This is a genomic window from Pseudomonas sp. efr-133-TYG-23 (assembly GCF_030209215.1).
Taxonomy (GTDB): domain Bacteria; phylum Pseudomonadota; class Gammaproteobacteria; order Pseudomonadales; family Pseudomonadaceae; genus Aquipseudomonas; species Aquipseudomonas rhodesiae.
The window spans coordinates 56,587-78,342 of sequence record NZ_JARVSL010000002.1 but is presented as its reverse complement, the minus strand read 5'-3'; the positions used below and the strand labels follow the sequence as shown (position 1 = coordinate 78,342).

Here is a 21,756-nt window from a genome sequence, read left to right as displayed (position 1 = left end):
GTCTTACTCTCCCTTGGCGATGCGATATTCGGCGCTGCGCGCGTGGGCGCTCAGCGATTCACCACGGGCCAGCACCGAAGCGGTCTTGCCCAGTTCGGACGCGCCCTGTGGCGAGCAGAAGATGATCGAAGATCGCTTCTGGAAGTCATACACCCCCAGCGGCGACGAGAAGCGCGCGGTGCCGGAGGTGGGCAGTACGTGGTTGGGGCCGGCGCAGTAGTCGCCCAGGGCTTCGCTGGTGTGGCGCCCCATGAAGATCGCACCGGCGTGGCGAATCGACGGCAGCCAGGCCTGTGGGTCAGCCACGGACAGCTCCAAGTGCTCGGGCGCGATGCGGTTGGCCACTTCGATGGCTTGCTCCATATCACGCACCAGGATCAACGCACCGCGGCCATTGATCGACTTCTCGATGATCTCGGCGCGCTCCATGGTCGGCAGCAGCTTATCGATGCTGGCCGCGACCTTATCGAGGAACTCGGCATCCGGGCTGACCAGGATCGCCTGAGCGTCTTCGTCATGCTCGGCTTGGGAGAACAAATCCATGGCGATCCAGTCCGGATCGGTCTGGCCGTCGCACACCACCAGGATCTCCGACGGGCCGGCGATCATGTCGATACCGACCTGGCCAAAGACGTGGCGCTTGGCGGTAGCCACGTAGATATTGCCGGGGCCGACCACCTTGTCGACCTTTGGCACGCTCTCGGTGCCATAGGCCAGGGCCGCCACGGCCTGGGCGCCACCGATGGTGAAGACGCGGTCGACACCGGCGATGCACGCGGCGGCCAGCACCAATTCGTTGATTTCACCGCGCGGGGTCGGCACCACCATGACCACTTCAGCCACGCCGGCAACTTTGGCCGGGATCGCATTCATCAGGACCGACGACGGGTACGACGCTTTGCCGCCCGGCACGTACAGGCCTGCACGGTCCAGCGGCGTGACCTTCTGGCCCAGCACCGTGCCATCGGCTTCGGTGTAGCTCCAGGAATCCTGCTTCTGTTTTTCGTGGTAACTGCGCACCCTTGCCGCCGCCACTTCCAAGGCTTCGCGCTGGGGGGCGGTGATGCGGGTCAGGGCCAGCTCCAGGCGTTCGCGAGGCAGGATCAGATCGGACATGGACTGGACGTCCAGACCGTCGAACTGTCGGGTGAAGTCCACCAGTGCCGCGTCGCCACGCTCGCGCACCGCCTTGATGATGTGGAGCACCCGCTGGTTGACCGAATCGTCGGACACGCTTTCCCAGCTCAGCAGATGATCCAGATGATGGGCGAAATCCGGATCGGCAGCGTTGAGTCGGGCAATTGCAGTGGACGTGGTCATAGCGAGGGCCTCATAGGATTGGCAAAAAACTCAGGCGCCCTAAACTACCGTTCGCTCCGCTTGGGCACCTGAGAATTCTGGCTATGAGGCGGATAGACGGGCGCAGCCTAAGGCCGCGCGGGTGGGTCAACCGCGGTGTCGAGACTCCACTGCCTTGCGCAGGGTATCGATCAACGCCTGGATACGGGCGTGCTGCATCTTCATCGATGCCTTGTTGACGATCAGGCGGGAGCTGATGTCAGCGATAAATTCCTGTGGTTCGAGACCGTTGGCACGCAGGGTATTGCCGGTATCGACTACGTCGATGATCTTGTCGGCCAGGCCGATCAGCGGCGCCAGCTCCATCGAGCCGTAGAGCTTGATGATATCGACCTGACGGCCTTGTTCGGCGTAGTAGCGCTTGGCGACGTTGACGAACTTGGTGGCCACGCGCAGCCGGCCCTTGGGTTCAACGTCACCGACGCGACCGGCGGTCATCAGCTTGCACAAGGCAATGCGCAGGTCCAGCGGCTCATACAGGCCCTGACCACCATATTCCATCAGCACGTCCTTGCCGGCGACGCCGAGGTCGGCCGCGCCATGCTCAACGTAGGTCGGCACGTCAGTAGCCCGCACGATCAACAGACGAACGTCGTCCTGGGTCGTGGGGATGATCAGCTTGCGGCTCTTGTCCGGATTCTCGGTCGGCACGATGCCCGCTTCAGCCAGAAGCGGCAAAGTGTCGTCAAGGATACGGCCCTTGGACAGTGCGATGGTCAACATGGGAAACGTCAATCCTTCATCAGGCTATTGCTGTCCGGTCGCAAACGGCGCCAGACACAGATCGAGGCCATGACAGCCTCGATTTGAAACAAACTCAGCATATCGCAAGCTAACACCGTCTGTAGCGAGCGGGTATGCCCGGCGCTGGGTTGCGTAGCGACCCCAAAGCGGGGACTGCTGCGCAGTCCAGCGCGGGGCAAGCCCGCTCACCACAGCAAGCCCACTCACCACAGCAAGCCCGCTCACTACAGTGGCGGTGTTTTCAGTTCCAGGACTAGCCCGGTACGCGGCGAATTTTTGCGCCGAGCATCTGCAGTTTTTCTTCGATGCACTCGTAACCGCGGTCTATGTGGTAGATGCGGTCGATCAAGGTGTCACCGTCCGCACACAACGCGGAGATCACCAGGCTGGCCGAGGCACGCAGGTCGGTGGCCATCACTGGCGCGCCCTTGAGCTTGTCGATCCCGGTCACGATGGCAGTGTTGCCTTCAACCTGGATCTTCGCGCCCATGCGGTGCAGCTCGTATACGTGCATGAAGCGGTTTTCGAAGATGGTCTCGATCACGGCACCGGTGCCTTCGGCAATCGCGTTCAAGGAAATGAACTGCGCCTGCATGTCGGTCGGGAACGCCGGGTACGGAGCGGTACGCACGTTGACGGCTTTTGGCCGCTTGCCGTGCATGTCCAGTTCGATCCAGTCTTCGCCGCAGGTGATTTCGGCACCGGCTTCACGGAGTTTTTCCAGGACCGCTTCCAAGATGGTCGGATCGGTATCCTTGACTTTGACGCGACCACCGGTGACGGCGGCGGCGACCAAGTAGGTGCCGGTCTCGATGCGGTCAGGCATAACCTTGTAGGTTGCGGTGTGCAGACGCTCCACGCCATCAATGGTGATGGTGTCGGTGCCAGCGCCGGAAACCTTCGCCCCCATGGCGTTCAGGAAGTTAGCCAGGTCGACTACTTCCGGCTCGCGGGCGGCGTTTTGCAGCACGCTGCGGCCGTTGGCCAGGGCAGCGGCCATCATGATGTTCTCAGTACCGGTCACGCTGACGGTATCGAAGAAGAAGTTCGCGCCACGCAGGCCGCCTTCAGGTGCCTTGGCCTTGATGTAGCCGCCTTCGACGTCGATGATCGCGCCCATCGCTTCCAGACCACGGATGTGCAGGTCCACCGGACGCGAGCCAATGGCGCAACCGCCAGGCAGTGCCACTTCGGCTTCGCCGAAACGGGCAACCATCGGGCCCAGCACCAGGATCGATGCACGCATGGTTTTCACCAATTCGTACGGAGCGATCAGGGTTTTGATGGTACGCGGGTCGATTTCGACAGCCAGTTTCTCGTCAATCACCGGCTCGATGCCCATGCGACCGAACAGCTCGATCATGGTGGTGATGTCGTGCAGATGCGGCAGGTTGGCCACGGTCACCGGGCCATCGCACAACAGGGTCGCAGCCAGAATCGGCAAGGCGGAGTTTTTCGCACCGGAGATGCGGATCTCGCCATCAAGGCGGGCACCGCCGGTAATAATCAATTTATCCATAAGAATCTCGACGCCTTGGGGGCTCAGGTGCGCTCGGCCCAGGCCGCGCGGCTGAAAAATTTCATAGTGACCGCATGGATGCTGCCATCGGTGATCCACGGGTTCAAATGGGCATAGATCTGCTGCTGACGCTTGACCGGGCTCAATGCCGCCAGTTCATCGCTAATCACGTTCAGCTGGAAATTGCAGCCTTCGCCTTCAACTACAACCTCAGTATTCGGCAGCTTTCCTTCAAGGAAGCTCTTAACTTCTAGGGCCTGCATGCTCAACCTCTATCGGCGCCCAGTGCGCGCGGGTCGCACATCATACAAAAAAGCCCCGCGCCTGCGAACCCCGCATAGCAGGACTCTGACGGGGGGCTTGCTTGAAAATGTGTATTAAGGATGCGCCAACAGCTCGGTCAGACCAGAAACTTCGGCAATTTCGCGCATGTCGTCGGGTAACGCCCGAATGCTGACCGACTTCTTGGCCGCCTCGGCATCGCGCATGAAGCACAGCAACAACGATAAGCCGACGCTGCTGGACTTGGTCACTGCCGAGCAATCCAGCACCAGCGTGGGCGCGGTACTGGTCTTGATCAGTGCCTGGCCCTGCTTGCGCAGGTCAGGCCCGGTGCGGTAATCCAGCACGCCGCTGAGAAACAGCTCGCCAGCATCGCCAAGACGAACAGCCGACTCGATCATTGCACAGTCTTCCCGGCTTCTTTGTCGGATGTTTCCTTGGCCTTGGCGACTTCCCCGGCCCAGCCATTGATGGTCTTGTCCAGGTCATTGCCATTGCGCTGCATCGCATCGGCGAACTGATCACGGAACAGCTTGCCGATATTGATGCCGTTGATGATCACGTTACGCAGCTTCCACTCGCCTTGGATCTTCTCCAGGGTGTATTGCACCGGGTAGATCGCGCCGTTGTTGCCTTTGACGCTCATATTGACGCTGGTGCGATTACCCGATTCGTCGCCGGCTGGCGCAACGGTAATGCCCTGGTTGTTGTACTCAAGCAATGCGTTGCCATAGAACTGAAACAGGCCGCGCTTGAAGTTTTCCTGGAAGCGCTGCATCTGCTCAGGCGTCGCCTTACGCGAATACTTGACCGTCATGATGCTGCGGGAGATGCCTTCAGCATCCACCACCGGACCAACAATAGAATTGAGTGCGTCGTAAAACTTACTCGGGTCTTGCTTGTACTGTTCTTTGTTAGCCGTCAGGTCAGCCAACATTTTGTTGGTCGTGTCCTGCACCAGATCGTGCGCAGAACCCGCCGCGTTAGCCATCAAAGGCAACGCTGCAAGCAGCACCAGAAGGCCACGTCGCAAGGTAGAGATCATGTACAGATTCCTCATTTGGCGTCTTTATTGACCGTATTGAGCAGGAATTTACCGATCAGGTCTTCGAGTACCAGCGACGACTGCGTGTCGTGGATGGTCGAACCATCCTTGAGCAGCTCTGTGTCACCGCCCACGCTGATACCGATGTATTTCTCGCCCAGCAGACCCGCGGTGAGGATGGACGCAGTGGAGTCGGTCGGCAGATTATCGACCTTCTTATCCAACTGCATCGTCACTCGCCCCGTGAAACTGTCACGATCCAGATCGATTGCCGTGACCTTGCCGATCGTCACGCCGGCCATGGTCACCTTGGCTCTGACAGTCAAACCGGCGATATTGTCGAAATATGCGTAAAGTTTATATGTGTCGGCGGTAGGGCTGGCCGACAGGCCGCTGACCCGCAGGGCCAGCAACAGTAAAGCCAGGATGCCAGCCAGTAAGAAAAGGCCGACACCGATTTCCACAGTGCGGTTTTGCATCAGAAATCTCCAAACATCAAGGCGGTCAAAATGAAGTCAAGGCCCAGTACCGCCAGCGAGGCGTACACAACGGTCTTGGTGGTGGCGCGACTGATCCCTTCTGAGGTGGGTTCACAGTCATAGCCTTGGAATACGGCGATCCAGGTCACTACAAAGGCAAATACGATGCTCTTAATGATGCCGTTGAGCACGTCACCGTTGAAGGTCACGCTGTTCTGCATGTTGGCCCAGTAGGAGCCGTCATAGACGCCCAGCCAGTCCACTGCGACCCATGAACCGCCCCAGATGCCTACCACGCTGAAGATCATCGCCAGCAATGGAAGAGAAATGAAGCCAGCCCACAGGCGCGGGGCAACAATGTATTTGAGCGGGTCCACGCCGATCATTTCCAGGCTGGACAACTGCTCGGTGGACTTCATATTGCCGATTTCGGCAGTCAGCGCGGAACCCGCGCGCCCGGCGAACAGCAATGCCGTAACCACCGGCCCCAGCTCGCGCAACAGTGTCAGGGCCACCATCTGCCCCACCGCCTGCTCCGAGCCGTAACTGGACAGGATATTGAAGCCTTGCAACGCCAATACCATGCCGATGAACACCCCGGAGACCACGATGATCACCAGGGACATCACACCCACTGCGTGCAACTGCTTGATCAACAGACCAAAACCGCCACCAATGCCGCCGCGGCCCAGTAACGCGTGAAATAGAAAAATCGTCGAGCGACCCAGCACTTCGACGATGTCGATGCCCGAGCGACCGAAAAGGCGAACCTTTTCGATAAGAGATGTCTTGCGCATCAGCGCTTCCCCAGAAGATCTGCGCGGTAGTCCGCCGCCGGAAAGTGAAAAGGCACGGGGCCGTCGGGATCGCCGGTCATGAATTGGCGAATGCGCGGGTTGTCGGCATTCATCAATTCCTCAGGCGTGCCCTGCCCCAGCACCTGACCATCGCCGACGACGTACAGGTAGTCGGCGATGCTCGCGGTTTCCGCCAGGTCGTGGGAGACCACGATACTGGTGATCCCCAATGCATCGTTGAGCAGACGGATCAGGCGCACCAGCACCCCCATGGCGATCGGGTCCTGACCAACAAAGGGCTCGTCGTACATAAGGATCTGGGGATCAAGGGCAATGGCGCGCGCCAGTGCGACGCGACGCTTCATGCCCCCGGACAGCTCGTCAGGCATCAGGTCGATGGCGCCGCGCAGGCCCACGGCCTGGAGCTTCAACAAAACAATGTCACGGATCATTTCATCGGACAGTTGCGTATGCACCCGCAGCGGAAACGCCACGTTCTCGAAAACATCGAGGTCGGTGAACAGTGCCCCACTCTGGAACAACACGCCCATGTGCTTGCGCGCATCGAACAGATCGCTGCGCGACAGCGTCGGCAGGTTCTGGCCGTTGACCCACACCTCACCGGCGTTCGGGCGCAATTGCATGCCCATCAAACGCAACAGGGTGGTCTTGCCGCAACCGGAAGGCCCCATGATGCCGGTGACCTTGCCGCGGGGAATGCGAATATCGACGTTATTGAAGATGCTGCGCGTCCCGCGCTTGAAGGTCAGTCCCTTCAGCTCGACCGCGTAGGCGTTATCGGCACTCATCTAAACTCCTTGGGATGCAGCTTCTCACTCAGACACCATCTATGCGACAAACGTTTGCAACGGCTGCGCAATATAGATAGCCACAGGGACTGAGCGGACCGAACTGGCCGCGAACTATATCACTGCTGGTACAACGCCCCCAAGGCCGGAACAGCGCCAGTTCAGTTTCGGGGCCAGGAAAAAACGTTGCTGAGCATGAATCTCAGGCGACTACCGAACAAACCCTGACGAACTTGCGTGAGGGAATTGAACATTACCGCTATAATCGCCGACTTTTCGTCAGGCTATACGATTTCAGACATGAGCCAATCCAGCGACCTTATTCAATCCGCACAACGCACTATCCGCCTCGAGCTTGAAGCCGTAGAAGGTTTGCTGGCCCATATCGACGCGGATTTCGTACGCGCCTGCGAGATGATTCTGGCCAGCAAGGGTCGCGTTGTCGTGGTGGGCATGGGCAAATCCGGCCATGTCGGCAACAAGATCGCCGCCACCCTGGCCAGCACCGGCACCACGGCGTTTTTCGTGCATCCGGCCGAAGCCAGCCACGGTGACATGGGCATGATCACCAAGGATGACATCATCCTGGCCCTATCTAATTCAGGCACCACCAACGAAATCGTGACGCTGTTGCCGTTGATCAAACGCCTGGGCATCCAGATGATCAGCATCACCGGCAACCCCGAATCGACCCTGGCGAGGGCTGCCGAAGTCAATCTGAACGTGCATGTAGCCCACGAAGCCTGCCCACTGAACCTGGCCCCGACCTCCTCCACCACTGCCGCGCTGGTCATGGGTGATGCCCTGGCTGTGGCGCTGCTGGAAGCCCGCGGGTTTACCGCCGAGGACTTCGCGTTTTCCCACCCGGGTGGTGCGCTGGGCCGTCGCCTGCTGTTGAAGGTCGAGAACGTCATGCATTCGGGCGATGAACTGCCCCACGTCCAACGCGGCACTCTGCTCAAGGACGCATTGATGGAAATGACCCGCAAGGGCCTGGGCATGACGGTGATCCTCGAAGCCGATGGCCGCCTGGCCGGCGTATTCACCGACGGTGATTTGCGTCGGACCCTGGACCGCACCATCGATATCCATACCGCCACCATCGATGCGGTGATGACGCCCCATGGCAAGACCGCGCGCCCTGACATGCTGGCAGCCGAAGCGCTGAAGATCATGGAAGACCACAAAATAGGCGCGCTGGTGGTGGTCAATAGTGACGACCGCCCGATCGGCGCCTTGAACATGCACGACTTGTTGCGTGCGGGAGTGATGTAAATGAGCAACGACCTGTTGCAGCGCGGCAAGCACATCAAGTTGGCCGTCTTCGACGTTGACGGCGTGCTGACCGACGGCCGCTTGTATTTCCTGGAAGATGGCAGCGAATTTAAAACATTCAACACGCTGGACGGCCAAGGCATCAAGATGCTGATGGCGGCCGGGGTACAGACCGCCATTATCAGCGGTCGCAAGACTCCAGTGGTGGAACGTCGCGCGCAAAACCTGGGGATTGCTCACCTGTATCAGGGCCGCGAGGATAAACTGGTGGTTCTGGACGAACTGTTGGGCCAACTCAACCTAAGCTATGAACAGGTCGCCTACCTCGGTGACGACCTGCCCGACTTGCCGGTGATCCGCCGGGTCGGGCTGGGCATGGCGGTGGCCAACGCGGCGGCGTTCGTTCGCGAGCACGCTCATGGCATCACCACTGCCCGTGGCGGCGAAGGTGCCGCCCGCGAATTCTGCGAGCTGATACTGCGCGCCCAAGACCGTCTTGAAGCGGCCCACGCCGCCTACCTATAGAGCGTTTTATGCTGAGCAAAAAGATTCGCAACTTCCTGTTATTCGGAGTCATCGCCGCGCTGTTCCTGGCGGTGGGCTACTGGAATATCAGCCCGGAGCGGTTTCTCGACCGACCTGTGGCGCAGGTCGACGATGGGGCTATCGACTATTACGCCACCAACGCCTACAGCGTGCAGTTCCTGCCCGATGGCAAGGTGCAATACGAAATGACCTCGGACAAAGTCGAACATTTGAAGGCCAGCGAGGTGACCCTACTGACCAATCCGGACTTGAACCTGTATCGCGGCACGGAGTTTCCGTGGCACGTCACTAGCAAGCGTGGCGAGGTGAACCCCGACGGCACCGAAGTCGAACTGATCGACTCGGTGCGCGTCGCGCGTACCGATGCGCAGAACCGCGACACCATTATTACCAGCAGTCGCATGACCGTATTCCCACAGAAGCAATATGCGCAGACCGAGCAAGACGTTAGAATCGACGGCGCTGGCGGTGTATCGACTGGCAAGGGAATGAAAGCGTATTTGAAAGAAAGCAGGATACACCTGCTATCGAACGTAAGAGGACAGTATGAGGCTCGTTAAAACTCTCCCGATTTTGCTCGGTCTTGGCGCAGCACTGGGAAGCGTGAGCGCCTGGGCTCTGCCGAACGATAGCGAGCAGCCTATCCGCATCCAGGCTGACGATGCTCAGCTGGATGACAAGCAAGGCGTTGCCACTTACAAGGGCGACGTGATCATTATCCAGGGCTCGATGAAGATCACCGGCAACACGGTAACTCTGACGCGCACCCCGGCAGGCGACATCGACGTGGTGACGTCGGTGGGCAACCTTGCCTACTTCGAACAGAAGCAAAAGGCAGAAGATCCAGGCCCGATGAAGGGCTATGGCAAGACCATCCAGTATCATGCGCAGCAGAACCGCATTGTGCTGATCGATCAGGCCAAGGTGCTGAGCGCCGACGGTAACTCCACCGAAGGCGAGAAGATCGTGTACAACACCAAGACTCAGGTCGCCCAGGCGGGCCGCGCCAACGGCACCAAGGTCAGCGCACCGCGCCCACGCATCGACATGGTTATCCAGCCGAAGAAGAAGGCCGAGTAATGGCAACCCTGAAAGCCCAGCATCTGGCCAAGGCCTATAAAAGCCGTCAGGTTGTGCGCGATGTCAGCCTGTCGATCGACAGCGGCCAGATCGTCGGCTTGCTCGGCCCCAACGGTGCCGGCAAGACCACCTGTTTCTACATGATCGTCGGCCTGGTTCAAGCGGACCAAGGCCGCGTGCTGATTGACGATCTGGACGTCAGCCACCAACCGATGCACGGTCGCGCCCGCGCCGGTATCGGCTATCTTCCGCAAGAAGCGTCGATCTTCCGCAAACTCTCGGTCGCCGACAACATCATGGCGATCCTGGAGACTCGCAAGGAGCTTGACCGCGATGGCCGTCGCGCGGAGCTGGAAAGCCTGCTGCAGGAATTCCACATCAACCACATTCGCGACAACCTTGGCATGAGCCTGTCCGGTGGTGAGCGTCGTCGCGTGGAAATTGCTCGCGCACTGGCCACCGCGCCCAAGTTCATCTTGCTGGACGAACCGTTTGCCGGCGTCGACCCTATTTCGGTTGGCGATATCAAACAGATCATCCATCACCTCAAGGCCAAGGGCATCGGGGTATTGATTACCGACCATAACGTACGTGAGACCCTCGATATCTGCGAAACCGCCTATATCGTCAACGATGGTCAACTGATCGCCGAAGGCGATGCCGCCACCATCCTGGCCAACGAACTGGTCAAGGAAGTGTACCTGGGCCACGAGTTCCGCCTGTAAACAGCCTTTAACAAGGCGTTGGCAGGACGTTAGCCTGGTGCGCGGATGCAATGAAAGCCTCTGGATTTTTATTGTTACCGCGCTCTAGGCAAAGCCCCCGATATCAGGCATATAATTTGCTTATGTTTGGCGCTCACGCGCCCTGTCGTGGATGGCGCATTGCGCCGGCGAATAAGGTGTTAAGCCCCTGCCATGAAACCATCGCTAGTCCTGAGAATGGGCCAGCAGCTGACGATGACACCGCAGCTGCAACAGGCCATCCGCCTGCTCCAATTGTCGACCTTGGACCTGCAACAGGAGATCCAGGAAGCTCTGGAGTCCAATCCGATGCTCGAACGCCAGGAAGAAGGCGACGACTTCGATAATGCAGATCCGTTGGCTGACAACATCGAGCAAAAACCCAACTCCGATGTGCAGGAACCCTCCTATCAGGAAACCGCCCCGACGGTGGATAACCTGGAGGAAGGTGAATGGAACGAGCGTATTCCCAACGAGCTTCCCGTGGACACTGCCTGGGAAGACGTCTACCAGACCAGCGCCAGCAGCCTGCCCAGCAGCGACGATGACGAGTGGGATTTCACCACCCGGACGTCCGCCGGCGAAAGCCTGCAAAGCCACCTGTTGTGGCAGTTGAACCTGGCGCCGATGTCGGACACCGATCGGCTGATCGCCGTGACCCTGATCGACTGCATCAACAACCAGGGCTATCTGGACGAAACCCTTGAGGAGATCCTTGAGGCCTTCGACCCGGAACTGGATATCGAGCTGGACGAAATCGAAGCCGTCCTGCACCGCATCCAGCAGTTCGAGCCTGCCGGCATTGGCGCCCGCAGCCTCAGCGAGTGCCTGCTGCTGCAATTGCGTCAGTTGCCCGCCAAGACCCCTTGGCTCAGCGAAGCCCAGCGTTTGGTCACCGATTACATCGATCTGCTGGGCAGCCGCGACTACAGCCAACTGATGCGACGCATGAAGCTCAAGGAAGACGAGCTGCGCCAGGTCATCGAGCTGGTGCAAAGCCTCAACCCTCGCCCAGGCTCGCAGATCGAGTCCAGCGAAGCCGAATACGTTGTCCCGGACGTTATCGTACGCAAGGACAACGAGCGCTGGCTGGTGGAGCTGAATCAGGAATCGGTGCCGCGCCTGCGCGTCAATCCGCAATATGCCGGGTTCGTGCGCCGCGCCGATACCAGCGCCGATAACACCTTCATGCGCAATCAGCTGCAAGAAGCGCGCTGGTTCATCAAGAGCCTGCAAAGCCGCAATGAAACCCTAATGAAAGTCGCCACCCAGATCGTCGAGCATCAGCGCGGCTTCCTGGAATACGGCGACGAAGCGATGAAACCGCTGGTGCTGCATGACATCGCCGAGGCGGTCGGCATGCACGAGTCGACAATTTCACGGGTGACCACGCAGAAATTCATGCATACCCCACGGGGTATTTATGAGCTGAAATACTTTTTCTCCAGCCATGTCAGCACTTCCGAAGGCGGCGAATGCTCGTCCACGGCGATCCGCGCGATCATCAAAAAACTGGTTGCCGCGGAAAATCAGAAAAAGCCGTTGAGTGACAGCAAGATCGCTGGTTTACTGGAGGCACAAGGCATTCAGGTCGCCCGTCGAACCGTCGCCAAATATCGCGAATCCCTTGGGATCGCGCCTTCCAGCGAGCGTAAGCGTTTGATGTGACGGGCGGGCCATAGCGTTCCAGTGGCAGGCATCCCGGCCTGCCGCTTTATGCACTGGCAACGAAGGAGAAGCTGTATGCAAGTCAACATCAGTGGACACCAGCTGGAAGTCACCAAGCCCCTGCGTGAGTACACCGAGAGCAAGCTGAACAAGCTTGCGGGGCATTTCGACAAAATTACCAATGTGCAGGTCATCATGGAGGTCGATAAGCTCAAGCAGAAAATCGAGGCCACCCTGCACATACCGAATGCCAAAGTCGTCGCCAATGCCGAACATGACGACATGTATGCCGCGATTGACTCGCTGTACGAAAAGCTCGACCGCCAACTCATAAAGCATAAGGAAAAGAATCTGCACCTGATGCAAGGTACAGGTCGTTAACTCTCCCCCCATGATCCGACTTGAAACTATCCTGACCCCCGGCCGTTCCCTCGTGAACGTGCCGGGCGGCAGCAAGAAAAAAGCCCTCGAACAAATTGCCAACCTGATCGCCCGCGAAGTGCCGGATCTGGAGATGCAAGATGTCTTCGAGGCGCTCGTCGCCCGTGAAAAACTGGGCTCCACCGGTTTTGGTAACGGCATCGCGATTCCACACTGCCGCCTCAAAGGCTGCGCAGATCCGATAAGCGCTCTGATACATCTGGAAGCCCCCATCGATTTCGACGCCATCGACGGCGCACCGGTCGACCTGCTGTTTGTCCTGCTGGTCCCGGAAGCTGCCACCGATGCGCATCTGGAGCTGCTTCGGCAGATCGCCAGCATGCTTGATCGCAAGGAAGTACGTAACAGACTACGCAGCGCCAGCAGCAATGAAGCGCTCTATCAGGTTGTTCTGGATGAACAAAACGAGAAGTAATCATGCGTTTGATCATCGTCAGTGGCCGCTCCGGCTCTGGTAAAAGTACTGCCCTGAATGTTCTGGAGGACAGTGGCTTTTATTGCATCGACAACCTGCCCGCCGGGTTGCTGCCGGAACTGGCCGAACGCGCACTGATCCACACTGAGCTAGCGCAGCCGCTGGTTGCCGTGTCGATCGATGCCCGCAACTTGCCCAGCCACCTTTCCCGGTTCCCTGAGCTGTTGGAGGAAGTGCGCGCCAAGCATATTCACTGCGATGTGCTGTACCTGGATGCCGACGAGGAGACCCTGCTCAAGCGCTTCTCCGAAACCCGGCGGCGCCACCCGCTCAGCAGCCCCCACCGCTCCCTTGCCGAAGCGATTGAGGACGAGACCAAGCTGCTGGGGCCGATCATCGATCTGGCCGACCTGAAGATCAACACCACCAGCCTCAACCTGTATCAACTGCGCGATGCCATCAAGCTGCGGCTGCTGAACCAGCCGGAGCCTGGTACGGCCTTTCTGGTGGAGTCCTTCGGGTTCAAGCGCGGCATGCCGGTAGACGCCGATCTGGTGTTCGATGTGCGTTGCCTGCCGAACCCTTACTGGAAGCCGGAATTGCGTGATCAGTCCGGGCTGGATCAGCCGGTCGCTGATTACCTGGCGGCGCAACCGGATGTGGAGGAGATGTTCCAGGACATCTCCACTTACCTGCTCAAGTGGCTGCCACGTTTTGCCGCAAGCAACCGAGCCTATGTGACCATCGCCATCGGCTGCACCGGCGGCCATCACCGCTCGGTTTACCTGACGGAGCGCTTGGGTCAGGTGCTGCAACAAACCCTCAAGAACGTCCAGGTTCGCCACCGCGACCTCAGCTGAAAGGAACACTCACGCGATGCCCGCTCGTGAAATTGAAATCATCAACAAGCTGGGCCTCCACGCCCGAGCCTCGGCAAAATTTGTCGGCGTTGCTGGAAAATACCCCTGCAAGATCCGCGCAGGACGCACGCCGGAGTCGATGGTTGATGGCAAAAGCATCATGGCGATGATGATGCTGGCGGCCGGCAAGGGCACTACGATTCACCTGGAGACCGAAGGCGATCAAGAAAAAGAGGCAATGGACGCCTTGGTGGAGTTGATCAACAACTTCTTCGACGAAGGGGAATAACCTCCCGGCGCTTTATCCCAACGCGGTATCCATCGCCATCATCACGCAAAATCCGATACATAGGCCCAAGCTGGCTAGCTTTTCGTGGCCATTGCGCCGCGACTCCGGGATCACTTCGTGAGTGACCACCAGCAGCATCGCCCCAGCGGCCAGCGCCAGCCCAAGGGGCAGCAGCATTTCCGCCAGGCTTACCAGCCAGGCGCAGAGCACGGCAAATACGGGTTCGACCAACCCCGACGCGGCGCCGATCATAAAGGCCTTGACCCGCGACATGCCCGCACCCGCCAGCACCAACGCAATCACCAGGCCTTCGGGCACATCCTGCAAAGCAATGCCCATGGCCAGGCTATCGGCATCCGGCATACCGCCCCCCGCCGATACGCCCACCGCCATGCCTTCCGGAATGTTGTGGGCGATGATCGCAAACACAAATAGCCAGATGCGTGGCGCAATCACCGGTTGCTCCGGCGTACCCACCAGCATTTCCGGGCTGGCGCCTGAGACCTTGCGGTCAACCAAATAAAGCCCGAATGCCCCCAGCATGATCCCGAAGCTGACCAGGCCACTGGCCCCCCAGGGCGAAAGCCCAAGGCTTTCAGCTGCCGCGATGCCCGGCACCACCAGCGAAAACGCGGTGGCAGCCAGCATCACACCCGCCCCGAAGCCTAGCAACGTATCGTTCAAGGCAGCCGGCATGCGCTTTATCACCAATACCGGCACCGCGCCCAGTGCAGTGCCCAGGGCGCAAATCGAACCACCCTGCAGCGCCCGCAGGATGCGCGGTTCCAAGTCGAGCCAGGCCAGACCATGGGCCACCAGCAATGCAGTACCTGCCAACAGCAGCAGCGAGCCAAATGCATAACGAAACAATCGCACGCTGCCGATCGCCAGAGTGTCAGTGCCCATAGTCGGCCTTAGTGTTTGTCATGGAGAGACGCATCAAGCCATGGCAGCCTGATAGCGGGCGGCGACTTCTGGCCAGTTGATAACACTGTAGAAGGCATTGATGTATTCCGGGCGGCGGTTCTGATAGCGCAGGTAATACGCGTGCTCCCAGACGTCCAGGCCAAGGATCGGCGTGTTGCCATTCATCAGCGGGCTGTCCTGATTGCCGCTGCTTTCCACCACCAGCGTCTTCTGCGGGGTGACGCTCAACCAGGCCCAGCCACTGCCGAAGCGGGTCAGCGCCGCTTTGGTAAACGCCTCTTTGAAACGCTCGAAACCGCCCAACTGCTGGTCAATTGCCTGACCCAGCACACCCTCCGGTTTGCCGCCGCCCTGGGGCGACATCACTTCCCAGAACAAAGAATGGTTGGCGTGCCCGCCCCCTTGGTTGATCACAGCCCCACGCAGTTTTTCCGGCAGTTGTTGTACGCTGGCGACCAGTTTTTCGACCGGCCAATCAGCGAACTCAGTGCTTTGCACCGCTGCATTGAGGTTATTGATGTAAGTCTGATGGTGCTTGGTGTAGTGAATTTCCATGGTTTGCGCATCAATGTGCGGCTCCAGGGCATCATAGGCATAAGGCAAGGCAGGCAAGGTGTAAGCCATATCAGTGTGCTCCGTAGTGAGGCGTGGTCGGTTGGGCTGCGGCACCTCCGAGCAAGCGATGGGTACGCGGGTACTCGCCGTGCTCGCTGATGAAATTCAACAGTTCAACGTAGGTTTTGCTGCTCTGGCGCGCTGCGGCCTCACGCAGTTGCGGGATGAGGCGTGGGTCCTGCATGGTCTGCAGCAAGCGTTGGTGAATGGCGCACAAGTACTCCGCGCTTTCTTCCGGCTGGTTGAGGCGCAGGTGCAGGTCCGCGAGGTTGTGATGGGAAATCACGCAGGCTGCCACGGCCTCGTCGGCATCCGCCCAGCGTTCGAACAGCACCTGGGCCAGGGCAAGGGCCTGCAGATACGCCTCGCGCGCGTCCACCCATTCGCCCTGCATGAAGCATCGATTAGCCCGTTCGATCGTGCGTTTCCAGTGCTCCATGGTGAGCCTCCAAAGCAGGGCGGGTGATTACACGCCGCCGGCGGTGAGTTTTTCCGGGTCCAACAGCGTTTCCAATTGGCTGCGCGGCAAATCGGTGTGTTCAAGCGCCACATCGAGCACCGGACGCCCCTGCTGATAGGCCTTCTTGGCGATTTCAGCGGCTTTCTGGTAACCGATGATCGGGTTGAGCGCCGTCACCAGAATGGGATTGCGCGATAACGCCTCGTTGAGCTTGGCTTCGTTGACCTTGAAGCTGGCGATGGCTTTATCGGCCAGCAGGCGGCTGGAGTTGGCCAGCAGTTGCAGGCTATTGAGCAGGTTCTGGGCAATGACCGGCAACATAACGTTCAACTCGAAATTGCCGGACTGACCGGCGACGGTGATCACGGCGTCATTGCCGATCACCTGCGCTGCGACCATGGCGGTCGCTTCCGGAATCACCGGATTGACCTTGCCCGGCATGATCGACGAGCCCGGTTGCAGCCCCTCCAACTCGATCTCACCCAGACCTGCCAGTGGACCGGAGTTCATCCAGCGCAGGTCATTGGCGATTTTCATCAGCGACACCGCAGTGGCTTTCAACTGGCCTGAAACGGCGACGGCGGTGTCCTGGGAGCCAATCAATGCAAACAGGTCCTTGCCCGGCGTGAACTTAACGCCGGTCAGGCTACTGAGTTGCTGGCTGAAGCGCGCCGCGAATTGCGGATGCGCGTTGATGCCAGTGCCCACCGCAGTCCCGCCTTGGGCCAAGGCTTGCAGGCTGGGCAGCAAATCCTGCAAGTGGCCGATATTGGCCTTGAGTTGCTGCGCCCAACCGTTGAGTACCTGGCTCATGCGCACGGGCATAGCGTCCATCAGGTGCGTACGGCCGGTCTTGATAAAGGGGTGAACCTCTTCAGCCTTGTGTTCGATCACCTGCACCAGATGCAGCAGGGCCGGCAGTGTTTGCTCATGCAGGACCAGTGCGGCACTCACATGGATAGTGGTGGGAATGATGTCGTTGCTGCTCTGGCCACAGTTCACATGGTCATTGGGGTTGACCGCCTCGCCCAGCAACCGGCTGGCCAAGGTTGCAATCACTTCATTGGCATTCATATTGGAGCTGGTGCCAGAGCCGGTCTGGAAGATATCCACCGGGAAATGGCGCATGTAATCGCCTTCCAGCAAACCCTGGGCGGCATCGACGATGGCCTTGCCCTGCCCTTCGCTGATTTGCTTGAGCTCCACGTTCACCTTGGCAGCCGCCGCTTTGGCCAGGATCAGCGCGCGAATGAACTGCGCGGGCATTGGCTGATGGCTGATCGGGAAATTGTTCACCGCGCGTTGGGTCTGGGCGCCATACAGGGCGTCGGCGGGGACATGCAGTTCGCCCATGCTGTCGCGTTCGATACGGGTGTTACTCATCGGAAGATCCTTGCACCAGGTCAGAAACAGAAAGGGACGGCAGCAACTGGCACGTTGCCAACTGCCAGGCAAAGGCCTGCCAGCGCTTGAGGCGACAGGCGCAATGAGAGAGTTTTTCCAGGTCGCGCAACGGGCGCCAGGCTTGATCCAGACACAGTGATCGCCAGTGCCAGGGCAAGGCGATATCACTGGCGGTGTCGATCAACAGGCGAAACGAGGTTTCAGCGATGGTCCACGGGTGCGTTGCCGTGCAGCACGCCAGGTATCGACCCTCGCTGAGGTAATGTTCGATCAGCCGCGGCTCGTTGGGGTCCAGACCGCAGCGGATCTGACGGCTCATCCAGCGCCAACTTTCCAGGTAAGGATCCTCGTGCAGGACAGAATTCATGATCCACGCTCGCTCGATAATGATATTTATTATTAAATGATATTGAGAATCAAAACAAGCTTGAGCGTTAAGTCGACTTTTCAGCCGCCCACAAAAAAGGCGCGCCATCTGTGAGATGGCGCGCCTTTTTTGTGGGCGGTCAGTCGGAAGGATCAGCTGCCGGCGACAGTCATCCGCTCAATCAATACCGAACCGGTGTGGATGTTGCTGCGCCGCTCTACGTCATTTCCCACCGCAATGATTTGCTTGAACATGTCACGCATATTGCCAGCAATGGTGACTTCCTGGACGGCAAACTGAATCTCGCCGTTCTCCACCCAGAACCCCGCCGCGCCGCGCGAATAGTCACCGGTGACCATGTTCAGGCCATGGCCCATCAACTCGGTGACCAGCAGGCCGCGGCCCATACGCCGCAACAGCGCCGCCTGATCTTCATCGCCGTGGGTCACGAACAGGTTATGCACGCCCCCCGCATTCGCGGTGCTGGGCAAACCGAGCTTGCGACCGGAATAAGTACCCAGCACATAGGACACCAACTCGCCTTTCTCGACGAACGGCTTGGCATAGGTCGCCAGGCCATCACCGTCGAACGAGGTGCTGCCCATGGCACGCATCAAGTGCGGGCGCTCATCGATGGTCAGCCATTCTGGAAACAGCGTTTGGCCGATTGCCCCTTCCAGGAACGAGGATTTGCGATACAGATTGCCGCCGGAAATCGCCCCGAGGAAACTGCCGAACAAACCGCCGGCCAGTTCCGCAGAAAACAGGACCGGCACTTCGCAGGTCGGCACCGGACGCGCGCCCAGGCGGCTCGCGGCACGCTGCGCGGCCTTCTGGCCGATGCTGACAGGGTCAGCCAGGAGTTCGCCCTGACGGTTCACGTCATACCAGTAATCCCGCTGCATCTGGCCATTGGCCTCGGCGATCATCACGCAGCTCAAACTATGGCGAGTGGACGCGTAACCGCCGATAAAACCGTGGCTGTTGCCGTATACACGGCAGCCTTGGTGGGTATTGAGCGTGGTGCCATCGGCGTTCTTGATCCGAGAATCGGCGTCAAACGCTGCGGCCTCACAGACCAGCGCCTGCTCGATGGCCTGTTCCGGGGTGATGTCCCAGGCATGAAACAGATCAAAGTCCTTCACATCCTTGGCCATCAGGGCTTTATCGGCCAGACCCGAACTTTCATCCTCGGAAGTGTGCTTGGCGATCGCCAATGCAGCGGCGACCGTCTCGCGGATAGCCTCCGCGCCACTGGCCGAGGTACTCGCCGAACCTTTGCGCTGCCCCACATACAAGGTGATGCCAAACCCTTGGTCGCGATTGAACTCAACGGTTTCCACTTCCCGCTGACGCACCGACGTCGACAGCCCCTGCTCCAGCGACACCGCGACTTCACAGGCACTGGCCCCCTGGCGCTTGGCCTCGGCAAGAATCTGCTCGACTTGTTCCTGCAGTGCCGGTAACGCTTGCGGACCGACGCTTTGGGCTGCACTCATGGTTTTCTCCACTCAAATTCTGCTTTCGGTTAAGGCCATCGAGCGACCGGGCCGGACAAGCGGCCCCCGACTGGTTATCATGGCGGCGTTTCTTTGCGGACTGCCACCATGGTTGATTCTTACGACGACTCCCTCGATGGGGAGAAAAGCAAATCCCAGGTCAAACGTGAGCTGCATGCTCTGGTTGACCTCGGCGAGCGCCTTACAACGCTCAAAAAAGACTTGATTGCCAAATTGCCACTGACCGACGAAATGCGCCGGGCGCTTGCGGATGCGCCCAAGCACACCTCGAATATCGCGCGCAAACGGCATATCTCGTTTATCGGCAAGCTGATGCGCGATCAGGACATTGACGCCATTCTCACCTTGCTCGATCAAACCGATGCCTCCACTCGCCAGTACAACGAACGCTTCCATAACCTGGAGCGTTGGCGTGACCGCCTGATCACGGGCGATGACGCGGTGCTGGAGAAGTTCGTGCTGGACTACCCGGACGCGGACCGCCAACAACTGCGCTCCCTGATCCGTCAGGCCCAGCACGAGCTGGCGCATAACAAGGCGCCGGCCACCAGCCGTAAAATCTTCAAGTACATCCGTGAGCTGGACGAGACTCAACGCGGCCTGCGCTGATCCTCTTCCTCGGGTGGCGGCCTCGCCACCCGAAGCTCCCGTGCTTACGAACCCGTGCCCCCCACGGTGATCGCATCAATCTTCAGCGTTGGCTGGCCGACACCCACCGGCACCGACTGCCCATCTTTACCGCACGTACCCACGCCGCTGTCCAGGGACAGATCGTTACCCACCATGGACACCTTGCTCATGGCTTCCGGCCCGTTGCCGATCAACGTGGCGCCTTTGACCGGCGCGGTGATTTTGCCGTCCTCGATCAAATACGCCTCGCTGGTGGAAAACACGAACTTACCGCTGGTGATATCCACCTGGCCGCCGCCAAGGTTGGCGCAGTAGATGCCGCGTTTGACCGAGGCGATGATCTCCGCCGGGTCGCTTTCGCCTGCGAGCATGTAGGTGTTGGTCATGCGCGGCATCGGCAGGTGCGCATAGGATTCGCGCCGACCGTTACCGGTACGCGCCACCCCCATCAGACGCGCGTTGAGCTTGTCCTGCATATAGCCCTTGAGCACGCCGTTTTCGATCAGGGTGGTGCACTCCGTGGGGGTGCCTTCGTCGTCCACGCTCAGCGAACCACGGCGACCGGCGAGGGTACCGTCGTCGACGATGGTGCACAGTGTGGACGCCACGCGCTCGCCCATGCGCCCGCTGTAGGCCGAGCTGCCCTTGCGGTTGAAGTCGCCTTCCAGGCCGTGGCCCACCGCTTCGTGAAGCAACACCCCGGACCAACCCGACCCCAGCACCACTGGCAACGTGCCCGCTGGCGCCGGAATGGCTTCCAGATTCACCAATGCCTGACGCAGTGCTTCACGGGCATAGCCCATGGCACGATCTTCATTGAGGAAATAACGGTAATCGGTTCGCCCGCCACCACCATGGCCGCCGCGCTCGCGACGGCCGTTCTGCTCGACGATCACGCTGACGTTGAAGCGCACCAGCGGCCGCACATCCGCCGCCAGGCTGCCATCGGTAGACGCCACCAATATGCGCTCCCACACACCGGCCATGCTGACGCTGACCTGCTGGATACGCGGGTCGAGGGCGCGAGTGGCGGCGTCGACACGCTTGAGCAGCTCGACCTTCTCGGCACGGCTGATCACTTCCAAAGGGTTATCCGGTGCGTATAGCTGGGCTACGTCCTGAGTGCTGAACGCCTGCACCGTGCCATGCTGGCCGGCGCGGGAAATCGAGCGCGCCGCGCGAGCCGCCAGACCCAGGGCTTCCAGAGTAATGGCGTTGCTGTAGGCAAAGCCGGTTTTTTCACCGGACTGCGCACGCACGCCCACGCCTTGGTCAAGGTTGAAACTGCCTTCCTTGACGATGCCGTCTTCCAGGGACCAGGACTCGGAAATCTGCCCCTGGAAATACAGGTCGGCCGCGTCGATGCCCGGCCCGGCCAGATCACCCAGCACCGTTTGCAAGTTTTCGATGGTCACGCCACCGGGTGCCAGGAGGTGTTCACTGACTGAGGACAACAACTCGCTCATAGATTTGGCCTTAAAT

The 21,756-nt window shown here is 59.6% G+C and carries 27 protein-coding genes; 11 read left to right on the top strand and 16 right to left on the bottom strand.

The features are described 5' to 3' along the window. Positions 1–3 precede the first annotated feature (3 nt). From hisD to QRN41_RS01010, 9 genes are all read right to left on the bottom strand, one after another. Complete coding sequence (gene hisD, locus QRN41_RS01050; RefSeq protein ID WP_167417296.1) at positions 4–1,320, bottom strand: histidinol dehydrogenase; 1,317 nt, start codon at positions 1,318–1,320, stop codon at positions 4–6. A 126-nt stretch (positions 1,321–1,446) separates the two neighbouring features. After that, entirely contained in the window at positions 1,447–2,082 is a 636-nt protein-coding gene (gene hisG, locus QRN41_RS01045) for an ATP phosphoribosyltransferase (protein WP_010213102.1), read from the bottom strand. 274 nt (positions 2,083–2,356) lie between these two features. Continuing rightward, a complete protein-coding gene (murA, locus tag QRN41_RS01040; RefSeq protein ID WP_034095925.1) occupies positions 2,357–3,622 on the bottom strand; it encodes a UDP-N-acetylglucosamine 1-carboxyvinyltransferase in 1,266 nt (421 codons plus the stop codon). 23 nt (positions 3,623–3,645) lie between these two features. Continuing rightward, entirely contained in the window at positions 3,646–3,885 is a 240-nt protein-coding gene (locus tag QRN41_RS01035; RefSeq protein ID WP_034095924.1) for a BolA family protein, read from the bottom strand. A 114-nt stretch (positions 3,886–3,999) separates the two neighbouring features. Beyond that, positions 4,000–4,305 (bottom strand): STAS domain-containing protein, encoded by a 306-nt coding sequence (locus tag QRN41_RS01030; RefSeq protein ID WP_167417297.1) that lies wholly within the window; start codon positions 4,303–4,305, stop codon positions 4,000–4,002. Then, on the bottom strand, positions 4,302–4,949 hold the full coding sequence (locus tag QRN41_RS01025; RefSeq protein ID WP_034136993.1) for an MlaC/ttg2D family ABC transporter substrate-binding protein: 648 nt from the start codon (positions 4,947–4,949) through the stop codon (positions 4,302–4,304). Before QRN41_RS01025 ends, QRN41_RS01030 begins: the two co-directional genes overlap by 4 nt. Before the next feature lie 11 nt (positions 4,950–4,960). Further along, positions 4,961–5,428: an outer membrane lipid asymmetry maintenance protein MlaD gene (gene mlaD / locus QRN41_RS01020; protein ID WP_034136992.1), complete on the bottom strand. Its 468-nt coding sequence runs from the start codon at positions 5,426–5,428 to the stop codon at positions 4,961–4,963. Continuing rightward, complete coding sequence (gene mlaE, locus QRN41_RS01015) at positions 5,428–6,225, bottom strand: lipid asymmetry maintenance ABC transporter permease subunit MlaE (RefSeq protein WP_167417298.1); 798 nt, start codon at positions 6,223–6,225, stop codon at positions 5,428–5,430. Before mlaE ends, mlaD begins: the two co-directional genes overlap by 1 nt. After that, the gene (locus QRN41_RS01010) at positions 6,225–7,034 is read right to left on the bottom strand and encodes an ATP-binding cassette domain-containing protein (RefSeq protein WP_034095919.1); all 810 of its coding nucleotides are present in this window, start codon (positions 7,032–7,034) and stop codon (positions 6,225–6,227) included. Before QRN41_RS01010 ends, mlaE begins: the two co-directional genes overlap by 1 nt. A 300-nt stretch (positions 7,035–7,334) precedes the next feature. Between QRN41_RS01010 and QRN41_RS01005 the strand changes: the two genes are divergently transcribed. From QRN41_RS01005 to QRN41_RS00960, 10 genes are all read left to right on the top strand, one after another. Beyond that, complete coding sequence (locus QRN41_RS01005; protein ID WP_094065306.1) at positions 7,335–8,309, top strand: KpsF/GutQ family sugar-phosphate isomerase; 975 nt, start codon at positions 7,335–7,337, stop codon at positions 8,307–8,309. After that, the gene (locus QRN41_RS01000) at positions 8,310–8,834 is read left to right on the top strand and encodes a KdsC family phosphatase (RefSeq protein ID WP_034136989.1); all 525 of its coding nucleotides are present in this window, start codon (positions 8,310–8,312) and stop codon (positions 8,832–8,834) included. It abuts the gene before it with no gap. Positions 8,835–8,842: 8 nt separating this feature from the next. Then, positions 8,843–9,415, top strand: a complete 573-nt coding sequence (gene lptC / locus QRN41_RS00995; RefSeq protein WP_034095916.1) for an LPS export ABC transporter periplasmic protein LptC — start codon at positions 8,843–8,845, stop codon at positions 9,413–9,415. Beyond that, positions 9,402–9,935 (top strand): lipopolysaccharide transport periplasmic protein LptA, encoded by a 534-nt coding sequence (gene lptA, locus QRN41_RS00990; protein WP_034095915.1) that lies wholly within the window; start codon positions 9,402–9,404, stop codon positions 9,933–9,935. Before lptC ends, lptA begins: the two co-directional genes overlap by 14 nt. Then, the gene (gene lptB, locus QRN41_RS00985) at positions 9,935–10,660 is read left to right on the top strand and encodes an LPS export ABC transporter ATP-binding protein (RefSeq protein WP_094065304.1); all 726 of its coding nucleotides are present in this window, start codon (positions 9,935–9,937) and stop codon (positions 10,658–10,660) included. The genes lptA and lptB overlap by 1 nt, the downstream gene beginning before the upstream one ends. 192 nt (positions 10,661–10,852) lie before the next feature. After that, complete coding sequence (locus QRN41_RS00980) at positions 10,853–12,346, top strand: RNA polymerase factor sigma-54 (protein WP_034111779.1); 1,494 nt, start codon at positions 10,853–10,855, stop codon at positions 12,344–12,346. Between the two features lie 75 nt (positions 12,347–12,421). Continuing rightward, complete coding sequence (gene hpf, locus QRN41_RS00975) at positions 12,422–12,727, top strand: ribosome hibernation-promoting factor, HPF/YfiA family (protein ID WP_034095912.1); 306 nt, start codon at positions 12,422–12,424, stop codon at positions 12,725–12,727. A 10-nt stretch (positions 12,728–12,737) separates the two neighbouring features. Beyond that, positions 12,738–13,202 (top strand): PTS IIA-like nitrogen regulatory protein PtsN, encoded by a 465-nt coding sequence (gene ptsN, locus QRN41_RS00970; protein ID WP_034095911.1) that lies wholly within the window; start codon positions 12,738–12,740, stop codon positions 13,200–13,202. 2 nt (positions 13,203–13,204) lie between these two features. Then, entirely contained in the window at positions 13,205–14,062 is an 858-nt protein-coding gene (gene rapZ, locus QRN41_RS00965; protein WP_034095910.1) for an RNase adapter RapZ, read from the top strand. Positions 14,063–14,078: 16 nt separating this feature from the next. Beyond that, entirely contained in the window at positions 14,079–14,351 is a 273-nt protein-coding gene (locus QRN41_RS00960; protein WP_034095909.1) for an HPr family phosphocarrier protein, read from the top strand. 12 nt (positions 14,352–14,363) lie between these two features. Here QRN41_RS00960 and QRN41_RS00955 read toward each other — a convergent pair whose 3' ends face one another. The 6 genes from QRN41_RS00955 to pmbA all read right to left on the bottom strand — a co-directional run bounded on the left by QRN41_RS00955 (position 14,364) and on the right by pmbA (position 19,623). After that, entirely contained in the window at positions 14,364–15,257 is an 894-nt protein-coding gene (locus QRN41_RS00955; protein WP_285421075.1) for a ZIP family metal transporter, read from the bottom strand. A gap of 33 nt (positions 15,258–15,290) precedes the next feature. Continuing rightward, positions 15,291–15,902 (bottom strand): superoxide dismutase, encoded by a 612-nt coding sequence (locus tag QRN41_RS00950; RefSeq protein ID WP_094065301.1) that lies wholly within the window; start codon positions 15,900–15,902, stop codon positions 15,291–15,293. A gap of 1 nt (position 15,903) precedes the next feature. Beyond that, a complete protein-coding gene (locus tag QRN41_RS00945; protein ID WP_285421074.1) occupies positions 15,904–16,332 on the bottom strand; it encodes a DUF2753 family protein in 429 nt (142 codons plus the stop codon). A 27-nt stretch (positions 16,333–16,359) separates the two neighbouring features. Then, positions 16,360–17,736, bottom strand: coding sequence for a class II fumarate hydratase (locus tag QRN41_RS00940; RefSeq protein ID WP_094065300.1), 1,377 nt, complete (start codon positions 17,734–17,736; stop codon positions 16,360–16,362). Beyond that, entirely contained in the window at positions 17,729–18,124 is a 396-nt protein-coding gene (locus QRN41_RS00935) for a hypothetical protein (protein ID WP_034095904.1), read from the bottom strand. The genes QRN41_RS00940 and QRN41_RS00935 overlap by 8 nt, the downstream gene beginning before the upstream one ends. 152 nt (positions 18,125–18,276) lie before the next feature. Beyond that, positions 18,277–19,623: a metalloprotease PmbA gene (pmbA, locus tag QRN41_RS00930; protein WP_034095903.1), complete on the bottom strand. Its 1,347-nt coding sequence runs from the start codon at positions 19,621–19,623 to the stop codon at positions 18,277–18,279. A 108-nt stretch (positions 19,624–19,731) separates the two neighbouring features. On the opposite strand from pmbA, the gene yjgA reads away from it, so the two are divergent. Then, positions 19,732–20,253, top strand: coding sequence for a ribosome biogenesis factor YjgA (gene yjgA, locus QRN41_RS00925; RefSeq protein WP_034095902.1), 522 nt, complete (start codon positions 19,732–19,734; stop codon positions 20,251–20,253). Between the two features lie 44 nt (positions 20,254–20,297). Here the strand turns inward: yjgA and tldD are convergent, their stop codons facing one another. After that, positions 20,298–21,740, bottom strand: a complete 1,443-nt coding sequence (gene tldD, locus QRN41_RS00920) for a metalloprotease TldD (protein ID WP_167417301.1) — start codon at positions 21,738–21,740, stop codon at positions 20,298–20,300. Positions 21,741–21,756 lie beyond the last annotated feature (16 nt).

What these genes read in the sequence shown, in the direction of transcription:
- hisD (WP_167417296.1), bottom strand. Translation starts at nt 1,320, where the DNA reads ATGACCACGTCCACTGCAATTGCCCGACTCAACGCTGCCGATCCGGAT.
- hisG (WP_010213102.1), bottom strand. Translation starts at nt 2,082, where the DNA reads ATGTTGACCATCGCACTGTCCAAGGGCCGTATCCTTGACGACACTTTG.
- murA (WP_034095925.1), bottom strand. Translation starts at nt 3,622, where the DNA reads ATGGATAAATTGATTATTACCGGCGGTGCCCGCCTTGATGGCGAGATC.
- QRN41_RS01035 (WP_034095924.1), bottom strand. Translation starts at nt 3,885, where the DNA reads ATGCAGGCCCTAGAAGTTAAGAGCTTCCTTGAAGGAAAGCTGCCGAAT.
- QRN41_RS01030 (WP_167417297.1), bottom strand. Translation starts at nt 4,305, where the DNA reads ATGATCGAGTCGGCTGTTCGTCTTGGCGATGCTGGCGAGCTGTTTCTC.
- QRN41_RS01025 (WP_034136993.1), bottom strand. Translation starts at nt 4,949, where the DNA reads ATGATCTCTACCTTGCGACGTGGCCTTCTGGTGCTGCTTGCAGCGTTG.
- mlaD (WP_034136992.1), bottom strand. Translation starts at nt 5,428, where the DNA reads ATGCAAAACCGCACTGTGGAAATCGGTGTCGGCCTTTTCTTACTGGCT.
- mlaE (WP_167417298.1), bottom strand. Translation starts at nt 6,225, where the DNA reads ATGCGCAAGACATCTCTTATCGAAAAGGTTCGCCTTTTCGGTCGCTCG.
- QRN41_RS01010 (WP_034095919.1), bottom strand. Translation starts at nt 7,034, where the DNA reads ATGAGTGCCGATAACGCCTACGCGGTCGAGCTGAAGGGACTGACCTTC.
- QRN41_RS01005 (WP_094065306.1), top strand. Translation starts at nt 7,335, where the DNA reads ATGAGCCAATCCAGCGACCTTATTCAATCCGCACAACGCACTATCCGC.
- QRN41_RS01000 (WP_034136989.1), top strand. Translation starts at nt 8,310, where the DNA reads ATGAGCAACGACCTGTTGCAGCGCGGCAAGCACATCAAGTTGGCCGTC.
- lptC (WP_034095916.1), top strand. Translation starts at nt 8,843, where the DNA reads ATGCTGAGCAAAAAGATTCGCAACTTCCTGTTATTCGGAGTCATCGCC.
- lptA (WP_034095915.1), top strand. Translation starts at nt 9,402, where the DNA reads ATGAGGCTCGTTAAAACTCTCCCGATTTTGCTCGGTCTTGGCGCAGCA.
- lptB (WP_094065304.1), top strand. Translation starts at nt 9,935, where the DNA reads ATGGCAACCCTGAAAGCCCAGCATCTGGCCAAGGCCTATAAAAGCCGT.
- QRN41_RS00980 (WP_034111779.1), top strand. Translation starts at nt 10,853, where the DNA reads ATGAAACCATCGCTAGTCCTGAGAATGGGCCAGCAGCTGACGATGACA.
- hpf (WP_034095912.1), top strand. Translation starts at nt 12,422, where the DNA reads ATGCAAGTCAACATCAGTGGACACCAGCTGGAAGTCACCAAGCCCCTG.
- ptsN (WP_034095911.1), top strand. Translation starts at nt 12,738, where the DNA reads ATGATCCGACTTGAAACTATCCTGACCCCCGGCCGTTCCCTCGTGAAC.
- rapZ (WP_034095910.1), top strand. Translation starts at nt 13,205, where the DNA reads ATGCGTTTGATCATCGTCAGTGGCCGCTCCGGCTCTGGTAAAAGTACT.
- QRN41_RS00960 (WP_034095909.1), top strand. Translation starts at nt 14,079, where the DNA reads ATGCCCGCTCGTGAAATTGAAATCATCAACAAGCTGGGCCTCCACGCC.
- QRN41_RS00955 (WP_285421075.1), bottom strand. Translation starts at nt 15,257, where the DNA reads ATGGGCACTGACACTCTGGCGATCGGCAGCGTGCGATTGTTTCGTTAT.
- QRN41_RS00950 (WP_094065301.1), bottom strand. Translation starts at nt 15,902, where the DNA reads ATGGCTTACACCTTGCCTGCCTTGCCTTATGCCTATGATGCCCTGGAG.
- QRN41_RS00945 (WP_285421074.1), bottom strand. Translation starts at nt 16,332, where the DNA reads ATGGAGCACTGGAAACGCACGATCGAACGGGCTAATCGATGCTTCATG.
- QRN41_RS00940 (WP_094065300.1), bottom strand. Translation starts at nt 17,736, where the DNA reads ATGAGTAACACCCGTATCGAACGCGACAGCATGGGCGAACTGCATGTC.
- QRN41_RS00935 (WP_034095904.1), bottom strand. Translation starts at nt 18,124, where the DNA reads ATGAATTCTGTCCTGCACGAGGATCCTTACCTGGAAAGTTGGCGCTGG.
- pmbA (WP_034095903.1), bottom strand. Translation starts at nt 19,623, where the DNA reads ATGAGTGCAGCCCAAAGCGTCGGTCCGCAAGCGTTACCGGCACTGCAG.
- yjgA (WP_034095902.1), top strand. Translation starts at nt 19,732, where the DNA reads ATGGTTGATTCTTACGACGACTCCCTCGATGGGGAGAAAAGCAAATCC.
- tldD (WP_167417301.1), bottom strand. Translation starts at nt 21,740, where the DNA reads ATGAGCGAGTTGTTGTCCTCAGTCAGTGAACACCTCCTGGCACCCGGT.